The sequence below is a fragment of the Vibrio sp. JPW-9-11-11 genome, assembly GCF_013369335.1.
Taxonomy (GTDB): domain Bacteria; phylum Pseudomonadota; class Gammaproteobacteria; order Enterobacterales; family Vibrionaceae; genus Vibrio.
Genome location: NZ_SZQJ01000008.1, coordinates 88,361 through 102,853, shown reverse-complemented (window position 1 = coordinate 102,853; position 14,493 = coordinate 88,361). Strand labels below are relative to the sequence as shown.

General features: G+C 49.3%; 10 protein-coding genes and 2 riboswitches. Of the genes, 5 read left to right on the top strand and 5 right to left on the bottom strand.

Going from position 1 to position 14,493, the window contains the following annotated elements:
* The first annotated feature begins 89 nt into the window (after window positions 1–89).
* Window positions 90–211, top strand: a riboswitch (TPP riboswitch).
* A gap of 51 nt (window positions 212–262) precedes the next feature.
* From thiB to thiQ, 3 genes are read left to right on the top strand one after another with little or no spacing between them, the layout of a single operon-like run.
* Window positions 263–1,270, top strand: coding sequence for a thiamine ABC transporter substrate binding subunit (gene thiB, locus FCU94_RS11950; protein ID WP_369597247.1), 1,008 nt, complete (start codon window positions 263–265; stop codon window positions 1,268–1,270).
* A 9-nt stretch (window positions 1,271–1,279) separates the two neighbouring features.
* Entirely contained in the window at window positions 1,280–2,884 is a 1,605-nt protein-coding gene (gene thiP, locus FCU94_RS11945) for a thiamine/thiamine pyrophosphate ABC transporter permease ThiP (protein ID WP_176288760.1), read from the top strand.
* Window positions 2,868–3,572 carry a thiamine ABC transporter ATP-binding protein gene (thiQ, locus tag FCU94_RS11940; protein ID WP_176288759.1) on the top strand — a complete coding sequence of 235 codons (705 nt, stop codon included), beginning with the start codon at window positions 2,868–2,870 and terminating at the stop codon, window positions 3,570–3,572. Before thiP ends, thiQ begins: the two co-directional genes overlap by 17 nt.
* Window positions 3,573–3,628: 56 nt before the next feature.
* On the opposite strand, the gene yjgA is transcribed toward thiQ, so the two are convergent.
* Window positions 3,629–4,156, bottom strand: coding sequence for a ribosome biogenesis factor YjgA (yjgA, locus tag FCU94_RS11935; protein WP_176288758.1), 528 nt, complete (start codon window positions 4,154–4,156; stop codon window positions 3,629–3,631).
* Between the two features lie 108 nt (window positions 4,157–4,264).
* Here yjgA and pmbA point away from each other — a divergent pair, with 108 nt between their 5' ends.
* Window positions 4,265–5,608, top strand: coding sequence for a metalloprotease PmbA (pmbA, locus tag FCU94_RS11930; protein WP_176288824.1), 1,344 nt, complete (start codon window positions 4,265–4,267; stop codon window positions 5,606–5,608).
* Between the two features lie 108 nt (window positions 5,609–5,716).
* On the opposite strand, the gene lysC is transcribed toward pmbA, so the two are convergent.
* Window positions 5,717–7,069 carry a lysine-sensitive aspartokinase 3 gene (lysC, locus tag FCU94_RS11925; protein WP_176288757.1) on the bottom strand — a complete coding sequence of 451 codons (1,353 nt, stop codon included), beginning with the start codon at window positions 7,067–7,069 and terminating at the stop codon, window positions 5,717–5,719.
* Window positions 7,070–7,182: 113 nt separating this feature from the next.
* Window positions 7,183–7,361, bottom strand: a riboswitch (Lysine riboswitch).
* 210 nt (window positions 7,362–7,571) lie between these two features.
* On the opposite strand from lysC, the gene FCU94_RS11920 reads away from it, so the two are divergent.
* Window positions 7,572–8,693, top strand: coding sequence for a pyridoxal-phosphate-dependent aminotransferase family protein (locus FCU94_RS11920; protein WP_176288756.1), 1,122 nt, complete (start codon window positions 7,572–7,574; stop codon window positions 8,691–8,693).
* A gap of 35 nt (window positions 8,694–8,728) precedes the next feature.
* On the opposite strand, the gene FCU94_RS11915 is transcribed toward FCU94_RS11920, so the two are convergent.
* From FCU94_RS11915 to galU, 3 genes are all read right to left on the bottom strand, one after another.
* On the bottom strand, window positions 8,729–10,498 hold the full coding sequence (locus tag FCU94_RS11915) for a PglL family O-oligosaccharyltransferase (RefSeq protein WP_176288755.1): 1,770 nt from the start codon (window positions 10,496–10,498) through the stop codon (window positions 8,729–8,731).
* Between the two features lie 64 nt (window positions 10,499–10,562).
* Window positions 10,563–13,388 (bottom strand): excinuclease ABC subunit UvrA, encoded by a 2,826-nt coding sequence (gene uvrA / locus FCU94_RS11910; RefSeq protein WP_176288754.1) that lies wholly within the window; start codon window positions 13,386–13,388, stop codon window positions 10,563–10,565.
* A 132-nt stretch (window positions 13,389–13,520) separates the two neighbouring features.
* A complete protein-coding gene (gene galU, locus FCU94_RS11905; protein ID WP_176288753.1) occupies window positions 13,521–14,396 on the bottom strand; it encodes a UTP--glucose-1-phosphate uridylyltransferase GalU in 876 nt (291 codons plus the stop codon).
* Between the last annotated feature and the right edge of the window lie 97 nt (window positions 14,397–14,493).

Genomic DNA, 14,493 nt, shown 5'->3' with positions numbered 1-14,493 from the left:
GCTTATTGGGATGAACTTGCGTGCTGCTTAGTGGCATCTGCGACGATTTAGGGGATGGCTATTGAGAAACATAACTATTACAATCGACGCGTAACTCATCGGGGAGCTATTGAGTCAATTAAGATTGGCGCTTGGCTGAGATCGAGCTTTGCTCGGGACCCGTGTACCTGAACCAGATAATGCTGGCGTAGGAATTGAGTCTGGACACTAAATCACTGACGTCCCTCAACCCTGTGCCGCTCACACAAGGAGAGAGCGAGCAGTGAATACCACTCTAAGTACCATTTCAATCAGCGGCCTGGCCGCCGCGATGTTAACGTCGTGGTCTGCTTTTGCAGCCAACGACACGTTAACCGTTTATACCTACGACTCTTTTGCGGCCGATTGGGGCCCTGGTCCAACGATCGAGAAAGCGTTTGAAGCTCAATGTGGCTGTGACCTTAACTTTGTCGCGCTCGACGATGGTGTTTCCATTCTCAATCGCTTGCGTCTTGAAGGCGACAACACTAAGGCCGACGTTATATTAGGCCTAGACAACAACCTGATGAGCGAGGCTAAGCAAACCGGTTTACTCGCAGAGCATAAAGTCGATACTGGTAAGGTCAACTTGCCAAACGGCTGGCATGACGCAACGTTTGTCCCTTACGATTTCGGCTACTTTGCGTTTGTTTACAACACTGAAAAGTTGGTCAACCCACCGGAAAGCCTCAAAGAACTGATCGAATCACGCGATGATCTCAAGGTTATCTATCAAGACCCACGTACCTCAACGCCAGGCCAAGGATTGATGTTGTGGATTAAGTCTGTGTATGGCGAACAAGCGGCTCAAGCTTGGCAACAGCTGGCGAAGAAGACTGTGACCGTCACTAAAGGTTGGTCCGAAGCTTACTCTATGTTCTTGGAAGGTGAGTCGGATTTGGTGTTGTCGTACACCACCTCTCCCGCTTATCACCTCATCGCAGAAAAAGACGCTAAGTACGCGGCGGCGAATTTTGCCGAAGGTCATTACACCCAAGTGGAAGTGGCAGCTAAAGTCAAAAAAACGGAGAACAATGAGCTGGCCGACCAGTTTATGGCGTTCATTCTCAGCGATGAGTTTCAGTCGGCGATGCCGACCGGAAACTGGATGTATCCAGTGACTGATGTGGCGCTGCCGCAAGGTTTTGAGACGCTAACGACTCCGACTAAAGCGCTCGGTTTTTCTGCTGACGAGGTGGCACAAAACCGTAAAGCGTGGATTCGTGAGTGGCAAAACGCGTTAACTTTCTAAAGGCCACCTTTGTATCAAGTTCCTAAAGTCGGACTAGGGGTCGCGATTGTTATCGCGACCTTTGTTGTTTCTGCGCTCTCGGCGTTGCTGGGTCATGCACCAACGCTCGATATCTCGAGTGTGTGGCGCGATCCATACTACCGTCATGTGACCCAATTCAGCTTCTATCAATCACTGCTGTCCACCTTGCTCAGTGTTGGCTTTGCACTCCCTGTGGCACACGCGTTGTCGCGGCGAAGTTTCATCGGCAAGTCTCTGGTACTCAAACTGTTTGCTACCACGCTGGTGTTACCTGTATTGGTTGGGGTGTTTGGGTTATTGGCTATCTATGGCAATAGTGGTTTGCTTGCCCAGGGGCTGCAGCAACTCGACAGTAAGCTGCCATTTTCTATTTATGGTTTGAACGGTATTTTGCTTGCACACGTCTTTTTTAACTTGCCGTATGCCACACGTTTATTGTTGCAATCATTAGATGCCATCCCCGCAGAGCAGCATAAACTCTGTGCCCATTTAGGGATGGGCCATTGGGACAAGTTTCGTTGGGTTGAATGGCCAAGATTGCGTCAGCAGCTTCCTCACGTGTGTGGTTTGGTATTTATGCTCTGCTTCACCAGTTTTGCCACTGTGATGGCGCTCGGCGGAGGCCCTAAATCAACCACCATTGAACTGGCCATCTATCAAGCGATTAAATTCGATTTCGATCTGCAGGCAGGCGCTTTGCTGGCGATTTGGCAGATGATGCTGTGTGGTGTGATGGCGCTGATGATTCAACGTTTAGCGAAACCTATCCCGGTCTCCTCGGGGGCGCAGAATCACGCTATTGTTCTCACCAATGACAACCGTCTCTCTCAATGTTGGGATTGGGGGTGGATAGCGGCTGCACTGCTGTTGGTGCTACCGCCGCTGATGATGGTGTTAGCCAGTGGTATCAATAGTCAGGCGCTGAGCGTGTTTAACGATAGCCGCTTTTGGTTGGCCTTGAGCGCATCATTGAAAGTCGCTTTTTCTGCCAGCCTGATCGCGGTGGTGGCTGGGTACGCGATCTTGCTGACCAGCCGGCGTTTAAGGCTTAACTCGCGCAGTAAAAGTGCAGATCAAGTCGAGTTGATTGGCACAATTATTTTGGTCACCCCTGGCCTTGTGGTGTCGACAGGGCTGTTTCTATTGTTGCGCTCAATGACCGATGTGTTCAGCTTTGCGTTTGTTATTGTCGTGGTAGTCAATGCGCTGATGGGGTTACCGTATGTGATCAAAACCCTCTCTCAGCCGATGTTACATATCGAGCAACAGTATCAATATCTGTGTGCCAGCCTAGGACTGAGAGGTTGGCAACGGTTTAAAGTGGTCGAGTGGCGAGCGCTGAAAAAGCCGTTTGCTCATGCTTTCGCGATTAGCTTTATGTTTGCTATCGGGGATTTAAGCGCTATTGCACTGTTTGGTAGCCAAGATTTTCGTACTCTGCCACTGTATTTGTTCCAACTGCTTGGTAGCTATCAAATGGATGCCGCGGCGGTGGTGTCATTGACGTTGTTGTTGCTGAGTGTTGGTTGCTTTACTTTGGTTGAGAGGTTGTTCAACGTACATTCAAAGGTCGGTTATGTTAAGCCTAAATAAGGTCGATTATTATTACCATGATGAGCTGTTTCACTTTGACACCTCGATAGATGCAGGTGCCATTGTTGCCCTAATGGGGCCAAGTGGCGCGGGTAAGTCGACCCTGCTCGCTTTGGTGGCCGGTTTTATTGAGCCGTCACGAGGACAAATTCTCGTTAGTGGCGAAAACATTGTTGGTCAAGCGCCGCATCAACGCCCGTTTGCGATGCTATTTCAAGAGCATAACTTGTTTGCTCATTTGAGCGTGCGACAAAACATAGCCCTTGGGCTTCATCCGAGCTTAAAACTCACTGCGAGTGATTATGCTTTGGTCGAACTTGCCGCACAGCAGGTTGGCGTCGAGGGATATCTAGACCGGTTGCCAGAACAACTCTCCGGTGGTCAACGTCAACGGGTCGCGTTGGCCCGCTGCTTTGTTCAGCCTCACCCCATTTGGTTGTTGGATGAGCCCTTTTCGGCACTTGACCCTGTGTTACGTGAAGAGATGCTAGGGTTGGTCAAGCGTTTGGCGCGTGAGCGTAATGTGACGGTGTTGATGGTCACTCACCACCTCAGTGACGCGCGAGCGATTGCCAGCAAGTTTATTTTTGTCGCCAATGGCCGAGTGGAAGTGGCTGGGGAGATCGATCAGCTCACGGCTCAACATGCTAACTCAACACTGAGTGAGTTTGTCCGAGCCGGTGAGTAATCAAAACAAAGGGTTGGCCAACTAGGCCAACCCTCTAACTATTTCTCGCTTCTCGCTTAAAGCTGTGCGTCGTTGAGTGCTTTCAGAATCTGGAAGATCTCACGGTACGCTTTAGCTGGTTTGCCCGCTTTTTGCTCTTTACTTGCTTGGCGAGCGAGCTGACGTAGGCGTTGACGATCGGCGTCAGGGTAAAGCTCCATAACCTCATTAATGGCTTCGTCACCTTTTTCAACCACGCGTTCACGCAGTTGCTCAAGCTTATGCAGTTGCGCGGTTGCTTGCGAGTGCTTATTGCGTACTTTATCTAACGCCGCTTGCAGTGGCTCTGGATCTTCAAAGCGCATCAGCTTGCCGATATACTGCAGTTGGCGACGGCGAGCTTCGTTTTTAAAACGTTGTGCGTCTTTAATCGCGTCGGCTAAGTCTTCACTTAAAGGAAACTTTTCCAGCACAGAAGGTTTGAGTTCGACCAGCTCTTCACCGAGCTTTTGTAGCTCTTCCATGTCGCGCTTCATTTCGGTTTTGCTGACCCAAATGATCTCTTCCTCTTCTTCCCATGGCGCTTTTTGATTTTTACGTGCCATCTTTCTGCCTTAATATGAACATCTATTTCTCTATTTTAACAAGAATCGTGGGGAGAAAGCGAAATTCTTGTTATCCTAATGACAATTGATCTTAAGAAAAAAGCAGATATGGACGTAAGAGAGCAAGTTGCTCAACAGCGTGTTGAGCTAGAAGCCGCCGTTGCCAAGGCATTAGAAATGGCGGCAGCAAAATCAGACGCGGCTGAAGTCGCGATCAGCAAAACCACTGGCTTGAGTGTGTCTACCCGCATGTGCGAAGTAGAAAACGTTGAGTTCAATAGCGACGGGGCTCTGGGCATTACCGTTTATCGCAATCAACGTAAAGGCAGCGCGTCTACTTCTGACTTAAGTGAGAAAGCGATTCAACAAACCGTGTTGGCGGCGCTGGATATCGCTCAGTTTACCTCAGAAGACCCCTACGCCGGACCGGCGCCAAAAGAGCTGATGGTGAAAGAGATCCCAGACCTTGACCTTTTCCACCCCGATACACCTGATCCAGACTATGCTGCGCAGGTTGCGATTGCCGCCGAGAAGCAAGCCTTGTCTTATAGCGACAAGATCAAACAGAGTGATGGCGCGAGTTATGACAGTCATTACGGCTTGAAAGTGTATGGTAATAGCCACGGTTTACTGGCGAGTTATGCATCGAGCCGTCATAGCACTAGTTGTTGTGTGATTGGTCAGGGAAGTAACGGCGAGATGGAGCGTGACTACAGCTATACGGTTGCACGCCATAAAGACGACTTGTGGACACCACAAACGGTCGGGCAAAAAGCGGCCGAGAAAACCGTCAATCGTTTAGATGCTCAGAAGCTCAAAACTGGTCACTACCCAGTGATGTTTGCCGCTGATGTGGCTACGGGTCTGCTCGGCCACCTAGTCATGGCGATCAGCGGTGGCAACCTATACCGTAAATCTTCGTTTTTACTCGATAAGCTTGGTCAGCAAGTTCTGCCTGAGTGGTTTAATGTTTCTGAGCGCCCACACATTTTACGCGGCCTTGCCTCCAGCCCGTTCGACAGTGAAGGGGTGTTTACTCAAGATAGAGAGATCATTAGCGACGGTGTGCTGGCGACTTATCTCTTGACCAGCTATGCCGCGCGCAAAATGGAGATGACACCGACTGGTCATGCAGGTGGAATTCATAACTGGTTTGTTCAGTCAACCGGACAGAACTTCGAGCAGATGCTAAAGGAGTTAGGTACGGGTCTCTTGGTGACAGAAGTGATGGGGCAGGGCGTGAATATCGTGACTGGCGATTATTCTCGTGGTGCCGCGGGCTTTTGGGTCGAGAATGGTCAGATTCAACACCCAGTGTCGGAAATTACCATCGCCAGTAATTTGAACCAGATGTTTAAACAAATGGTTGCTGTGGGTAACGATGTCGAGACACGCTCGCAAATTCAAACCGGCTCTATCCTGCTTGAGAGTATGAAAGTCGCCGGGGAATAAGGTATCCGGCCTTTGCCGTAGGACGAGTTCTGCTTCCTAATCCTAAACCGACTGAAACGAAAAGGGTTGGCAATAATGCCAACCCTTCTTATATCTAGCCAAATTTCTCTATTTCTCAAACAGCTCAGCATGCAGTTTCTGAATGGCTTGCTTAGACACCGACTCATGCAGTAAGAAGCATAAGTTGTGTGGGCTGGCACCGTAACAGATCATTCGTAAGTTGAAGTCTTCTAATGTGCCGAAAACCTGTTTTGCATAGCCTTTGCTTTCACTCATGTTGTTGCCAATCAGCGCCACTAAGCATAGATTGTGTTCAACCTCGACACTGCATAGCTCTTCAAGTTCGGCGCGCACCTCGTTCGGCAACTCTGGAGCGCCGCCGGATGTGCCCGTTTGGTCTAAGGTCAGGGAGACACTGATCTCAGAGGTAGTGATCAAATCAACGGATATCTTATGCTTGGCGAGGATTTCAAACACCTTAGCGAGAAAACCATAAGCGTGAAACATTTTGGCACTGCGCAGAGTCACCATAGTTTGGTTGCAGCGCAGCGCGAGTGCGCGAAATAGGGGCGAGCTTTCGACCTGGTGTCGAATCCAAGTTCCCCCTTTCTCTGGTTCTTTTGACGATCCAACAAACACCGGAATATCATGACGTAGAGCTGGAACTAAGGTCGACGGATGGAGGATCTTGGCGCCAAAGTTCGCCATTTCCGACGCTTCGCTGAAACTGATTTCTGCAATCGGTGCCGCTTTGGCTGCGATACGTGGATCGGTGGTGTAGATCCCGGGAACATCGGTCCAGATCTCAAGCCCCGCCGCTTCGACTGCTTCAGCAATCAGCGCCGCACTGTAATCACTGCCGCCACGGCCTAGGGTGGTGGTATTGCCTTGTTCGTCCGCACCGATAAAGCCTTGTGTGACGACAACGTGTTGCTGACAGAGCGGCACCAGCGATTGCTTAGCCAACTCGCTAATTTGCGCCAGATCTGGCTCGGCTTTGCCAAAGTTGTTGTCGGTGCGCAGCACCTCACGGATATCAAAGCGCACCGCATTAACGCCGCGCTCTTTCGTTAATTGTGTCAGTAGATGGGTAGACATCAACTCACCGCAAGCAACCAAGTGATCGGTCAGTTTGTGGCTTGACTGAATTGAAGCCGCTTCGGCTAGGCTAGTGACGGTGTCGAGGATTGCGTACACCTCGTTGGCAGTTTGGGTCGAATCGGTGAGTTGATTGAGTACCGAATCATGGATTTGAGCCAATTGAGTCAGTAACTCGCTCCGACGTGTTTGATCTTGCACGCCATTGGCCAACTCGACCAATAAGTTAGTGACGCCAGAGCATGCGCTACTGACGACCAGTTTAGTGTTTGGATTATTTTCGATAATTGCAGCACAGCGGCTCATTGCTTCGAAGTTTGCAACGCTTGTCCCACCAAATTTTGCTACATTAAAACTGCTCACAGCATATCTCCCACGACTTCCTGAAATGATCTATTTGGTCATAAGACCAACATCCGATGTTTTGCTTTGATGAAGAGAGTTGAGCGTACAGAGAGGTGATGATTTGAATAATATACCTCAGAAGCTCATCATCAGACGGGGCTGATGACAGTTGCAGGGATTCAACCTCTGACAACCGACAGATACGAGCCGACAACTCATATCTACCTCGGCACTACTCCCCCTCAGAACATTGTATTGGAGTTGCGGCTCCACAATGCACCTACCTGGGCAGTGCTCCTCTTCTGCAAAATAATTTGCAAGTGGCATAAATATTCACCACTTATTGCTGCATTGAACGTGTTTCTCGCTAGGATGTCAATTAGAAATTGTGACTTTATGCATTTTGAAAATTAACAAACTTGTGACACTGGTTTGACCTCACGACTTTGGGCTAATTGCCGGGTTAGGTGAATTCGATTAAGGTGGATAACAGAACAACAAAATAATTAAGGAGCAGCCAATGACGATTCAAAGTTTTATTCCCCCCCACCGCATTCTTATGGGACCGGGGCCTTCAGATATTTCACCCCAAGTGTTGCAAGCTTTGAGTCGTCCAACTGTTGGGCACTTAGATCCCTTGTTCGTCGCGATGATGGATGAACTAAAAGTGTTACTCAAATACGCTTTCCAAACTGATAATGAGTTTACTATCGCGGTATCTGCACCAGGCAGTGCAGGGATGGAGGCGTGCTTCGTTAACCTAATTGAACCCGGTGATAAGGTCATCGTGTGTCGCAACGGGGTGTTTGGCGAACGCATGCGGGAAAACGTGGTTCGTGCAGGCGGCAATGCGGTGGTCATTGATGATGAATGGGGTTGCCCGGTTTCGGTGGATAAAGTTGCCCAAGCATTGAACGATCACCCGGATACTAAAATTTTAGCTTTTGTTCACGCTGAAACGTCTACTGGGGCCTGTAGTGATGCCGAGGCGCTCGGCCAGTTGGCGAAACAGCACGGGGTGCTAACTATTGTTGATGCGGTCACCTCTCTTGGGGGGATACCACTTAAAGTCGATGAATGGCAACTCGATGCCGTCTATTCAGGCAGTCAAAAGTGCCTCTCTTGTGTGCCAGGTTTGTCTCCAGTGACCTTTTCTGCTGCTGCGGTCGAGAAGATCCAATCGCGCACGACGCCAGTACAAAGCTGGTTCCTCGATCAAAGCTTAGTATTAGGGTACTGGAGTGGTGAAGGTAAGCGTAGTTACCATCATACCGCGCCAGTCAACAGTCTGTATGCTCTGCATGAGTCCCTGCTAATGCTAAAACATGAAGGGTTAGAAAATGCTTGGCAGCGTCATCGTGAGATGCATCAAAAGCTCAAGCAAGGGTTAGAGAAGCTTGGGTTTGAGTTTGTCGTTGAAGCGCACTCTCGCCTACCACAACTGAACGCGATTTATGTGCCTGATGGTATCGATGAAGCTCAAGTGCGCACCCATTTATTAGAGATCTACAATTTGGAAATTGGGGCAGGTTTGGGGGCATTAGCTGGAAAAGCTTGGCGTATCGGCTTAATGGGTTATGGGGCACGCAGCGAAAATGTGGCGCTTTGTCTCAGGGCGCTTGAAGAGTCACTTACGCAATAGCACATCGGTTCAAGGCGACATTAGGTCGCCTTTTTTTAACGCTTGCTGTGGTCGGCTTTTAAAGCGTCAATGTCAGGTGCAACGTATTCAAGCTGAGAAAAGTCTTGCTTTGGGAACAAGAATTGCGCTTCGGTGCGTATTTGCTCTGCCTTGATACTATCGCCCATCGCCAAATAGGCAAGGATCAAATTACGGTAAAAAGCGGGACGTGGTTTGTCTTTGATAATGGTTAAAGACCAATCAATATAAGGTTGGATGTATTGATGTTGTTGCTGACTCAACCCAATAAGCAAATAGGTACTGTAGATATCCCAATCGAAGCGATCTTGCCAAGCGGTCGCGTTAGAGACTCGATTGAGGATCTCAGGTTGTTTAGGTTGCGACTGTTCAAACTGCGTGAGCACATAATTACTGTGTAGAGCGGTTAACATAAAAATGCTGGTCACGATAGGAAGCAGTAAGCTGACAATGCGTAGTGACGCTCGGGACACGGCAGTGAGCGACAAGCTGCGATAGCGGCTCGCACGTTGGTCGACCCAATAGAGCAGAATGACAAAGGTGAGCCAATGAATCGCCGAATGATAAAAGGGATACTCAAGTTGACTGTGCAGAACGATTGGAACAAACAGCGCAAACATTGCCAGTCGTGTGCCCTTTTTGGCTTGAAATAAGCGCGCTAGAACAAATAGTGCAGCGAGTACAATCGCCAGCAGCGGCAGTAACCCTCCTTCAACTCCCCAATAGAGTAACTCATTGTGTGGGTGGTCCATGGCGGCCAAACCGGGTGGATAATCAGAGTTGAGTTGGTGTTGACGAGCGGTATAGACAATATATTCCGGTTCGAAGCGGCCATAGCCATAACCAGTGAACGGCTTTTCGATCAGCATGTCGATCGCTTGAGGAAAAGTATATTGACGCGGACTTTCTAAATGGGCTTTTTGTGCCACTAAGGACGTGGATTGGCTGGGCAGCGCAGATAAAGCCAACCCCATCACGGTGCCAAGCACTATCGATACCACCCAGCCCCAAAAGCGTTTTTTAGTTGCAAAGCGATAGAGATAGTGAAGCATCAGCAGCACGGTCAGCAGCGCGCCTATCCAGCCTGTACGTGAAGCCAATACGACTAACAGAGGAATCGTCATCAGCGGCATTAGATACAGTAGTGCGACTTCGCTGATCTTACGTTGATATTTGGTCGGTTGGCGAGCGAGTAGATAGCCCGATAAGCCTAATCCAGTCGCTAAAAAACTGGCCATTACGTTCGGCTGCTGAAAAATTCCGTATGGACGGTTGATCTCGGTGTTGTAGCCAAAAATATTATCGGGCTCGAGCCATAAAAACTGCACCCAACCAAACAGGGATTGAATAAACACAGCGATGGTAACAAACCACAGCAGCCGCTGTTTCTGTTTGTTACTAAAGCGAACCTGCTGTAAGACCACAAACAGCAGATAACCAGCCCACAAGCCGATTAATCGTGTGCTGGCGAGTTCGGGGTTAGAGCCAATATAAAAAATGGGCACGGTGAGCATGACACAGCAGATCAATAGGCCGATAGTGAGCTTGTTGTATCTAAGGACTGCATCTCTGCCGAGTTGGTAGAGCCCAATTGCAAGAGAAATACTGATGGCAAGCCATGTTGTGGTGTTGAAGGATAGCGCCAATCCAGCGCCGCCGGGATTGGGGGTGAAAATGTGCATTGCGAGTAAGAAAACGACGGCGACGGAAACCAAAAACGGCTTAATTAAAGGCAATTTGGGTGCCTTTAGTTCGAGCTCTGTTCCTGCTACATGCGTGGTTGCCATAATTTCTACACCTCAAAAAAACAGACCAGTGAATGAGTCACTGGTCTGTTTATCTTACAACTAATTACTCACTTAACATAGGTTTAAGGAAACGAGCTGTGTGCGATCCCTCAACAAGGGCGACATCTTCAGGCGTGCCAGTGGCGATAATTTCGCCCCCACCTTGGCCACCTTCAGGGCCAAGATCGACAATCCAGTCAGCGGTTTTAATCACATCTAAGTTATGCTCGATCACCACCACCGTATTGCCATGATCGCGCAGTCGGTGTAAGACACTGAGTAACTGTTGGATATCGTGGAAATGCAAGCCAGTGGTTGGCTCATCCAAGATGTACAGTGTCTTTCCGGTATCACGTTTTGACAGCTCGCGCGCGAGTTTGACGCGTTGCGCTTCACCGCCAGATAGCGTGGTTGCGGCTTGTCCTAAACGGATATACGAAAGACCAACGTCCATCAAGGTTTGTAATTTGCGTGCAATAACAGGGACTGGGTCAAAGAACTGACGAGCGTCTTCGACGGTCATTTCTAGCACTTCATCGATGGCTTTGCCTTTATAACGTACTTCTAACGTCTCTCGGTTGTAGCGCTTACCTTTACAGACATCACACGGCACATAAACATCGGGTAAAAAGTGCATTTCCACCTTAATCACCCCATCACCTTGACAGGCTTCACAGCGACCACCACGAACGTTAAAGCTAAAACGCCCAGGTTTGTAGCCGCGAGAGCGGGATTCTTGCGTCCCCGCAAACAGTTCGCGAATCGGGGTAAAAATACCGGTGTAGGTGGCAGGGTTCGAACGAGGGGTACGACCAATAGGGCTTTGATCAATGTCGATGACTTTGTCGAAGTGCTCAAGTCCTTTGATCTTTTTATAAGGCGCAGGCATAGCCGTAGTGGCGCCATTGAGCTGGGTGTGGGCGATCTTAAAAAACGTATCGTTGATCAGGGTCGATTTGCCTGAGCCCGATACGCCAGTGATACAGCTAAACAAACCGACGGGGATCTCTAAGTTAACCTCTTTAAGGTTATTGCCTGACGCCCCAATCAGCTCGACGACTTTTTTGCTATCTCTTGGCGTACGAGCAGTGGGCACGGCGATCTGTTTTTTTCCGCTGAGGTATTGACCCGTCAGTGAGTTGGGGTTGGCAATGATCTCATCCATCGTACCTTCGGCCACCACGTTACCACCGTGTACCCCAGCGCCCGGACCAATATCGATCACGTGATCGGCCATTCGTATTGCATCTTCGTCATGTTCGACCACCAAGACGGTATTGCCCAGATCACGCAGATGGGTGAGGGTTTTCAACAGACGTTCGTTGTCGCGCTGATGCAGTCCGATTGAAGGTTCATCAAGCACATACATCACGCCGACGAGACCTGCGCCAATTTGACTAGCTAGGCGAATACGTTGTGCTTCACCGCCCGAGAGTGTTTCGGCACTGCGCGAAAGATTGAGATAATTCAGCCCGACATTGACCAAGAACTGCAGTCGGTCGTTGATCTCCTTCATCACTTTTTCGGCGATTTGGGCGCGTTGGCCTTCGAGCTGAAGTGATGCAAAAAAGTGTAGAGCGTCGGCGATGCTCAATTCGACGATTTGTGGCAAGGTGGTATCACCGATAAATACATTTCGTGCCTCCAAGCGGAGCCGGCTGCCGTCACAGCTTGAGCAAGTTTTAGTCGAAATATACTTCGCCAGATCCTCACGTACCGCGCTCGATTCGGTATCACGGTAGCGTCTTTCTAAGGTATTTAAGATCCCCTCAAATGGGTGGCGTTTTACCCGGATATCGCCGCGATCATTGATATATTTGAACTCGATTTCAGCGCGGCCTGAGCCAGTGAGAATGATATCACGCGTCTTCTTTGGCAAAGACTTGAATGGTGCATGGAGATCAAACCCATAATGTTCAGCGAGTGAAGAGAGCATCTGGAAATAGTAGTAGTTCTTTTGATCCCAGCCGCGAATGGCTCCTTGCGCGAGGCTCAATGAGTCGTCAACGATCACACGAGCGGGGTCGAAATACTGTTGTACGCCGAGGCCATCGCAGGTATGACAGGCACCGGCCGGATTATTAAATGAGAACAGGCGCGGCTCGAGCTCTTGCATGCTGTAACCACAGTGTGGGCAGGCAAAGTTGGCCGAAAATACCACTTCTTCACCTTCGCCATTCATAGGGGCAACGACCGCAATTCCGCCTGATAACTCAAGCGTGCTTTCAAACGATTCGGCTAGGCGCTGCTGCAGGTCGTTGCGTACCTTGAATCGATCCACGACCACCTCAATGGTGTGCTTTTTATGCAGCTCGAGTGTAGGAGGATCAGATAAGTCACAGGTTTCGCCGTCGATTCGCGCGCGAATGAAGCCTTGCGCTGCCAAATTTTCCAGTGTTTTGACATGTTCCCCCTTGCGCTCTTTTACGATCGGCGCAAGCAGCATCATTTTTGAGCCTTGTGGCATCTCTAGCACCTTGTCTACCATCTGAGAGACAGTCTGCGCAGCCAGTGGCACTTGGTGCTCTGGACAACGTGGTTCCCCTACGCGGGCGTAAAGCAACCTCAAGTAGTCATAAACTTCGGTGATGGTACCAACGGTAGAACGCGGGTTATGAGAGGTCGATTTTTGCTCAATCGAGATAGCTGGTGACAAGCCTTCAATATGGTCAACATCAGGCTTTTCCATTAAAGACAAAAACTGACGAGCATACGCCGAGAGAGACTCGACATAACGACGCTGCCCTTCGGCATAAAGCGTATCAAAGGCTAAGGAAGATTTACCGGAACCCGATAACCCGGTGATCACGATAAGTTTATCTCGTGGAATGGTGAGGTTGATGTTCTTCAGGTTATGGGTGCGGGCACCGCGGACTTCAATCTGATCCATGCTTATCACTTTATGCAAAAATTTAGTGGGCTAAGTATTACATAGTGTGAGAAATGTGCAAAGAAAATACTGGATAAAAAAACAGTAAAGGCCGCATCGGCGGCCTTCGTTTAATACGCAGAAAGCGGGAGGTTAGATCGTTTCTTTGGTGGTTTTTTGTTTTCCAAGCTCTGAGGTCTTGGTGTCTTTTAAATAGAGGTTTTCAAAGCAGTAGTTGGTCGCTTCGATATAGCCTTCAACACTACCGCAGTCGAAACGTTGACCTTTAAATTTGTAGGCTAATACGCAGCCTGCTTCTGCTTGCTTGAGCAGCGCATCGGTGATCTGAATTTCTCCGCCTTTACCGGGCTCGGTGTTTTCGATCAGCTCAAAAATATCTGGGGTAAGGATGTAGCGGCCAATAATGGCAAGGTTGCTCGGCGCTGTTCCTGGCTCAGGTTTTTCGACCATGTCGTCGACGCGGTAGATGTCGTCTTTAATCATCTCGCCAGAAATGACACCATACTTGTGTGTTTCGTCGGCTGGTACTTCCTGAACGGCAACGATGGAGCAGCGGAACTGTTTAAATAGCGCCACCATCTGAGACAACACCCCTTCTTGCTCGTTAACGCACAGGTCATCAGCCAGTACCACGGCAAAAGGTTCGTCACCGACCAGTTCACGCCCGGTAAGAATCGCATGGCCGAGCCCTTTCATTTCACGTTGACGGATGTAAGTGAAGTGAGCGGTATTAATGATATCGCGAATGTCGATCAGTAGATCTTCTTTATTGGTGCCGCTGATCTGGTGTTCAAGCTCGTAGTTCATATCAAAGTGGTCCATGATCGAATGCTTGCCACGCCCGGTGACAATACACATACCATTCATCCCCGCTTGAATCGCCTCTTCAACGCCATATTCAATCAGCGGTTTATTGACCACGGGCATCATCTCTTTCGGCATCGACTTGGTTGCGGGTAGAAAGCGGGTTCCATAACCAGCGGCTGGAAATAGACATTTCTTGATCATCAATTAAACCCTTTCAAATATTTATTATGAATCAAACTGGCGCAACCTTATCATGAATTGCTGGTGCAGATAATCAGTGTGCGCCAAGATTGTTCAA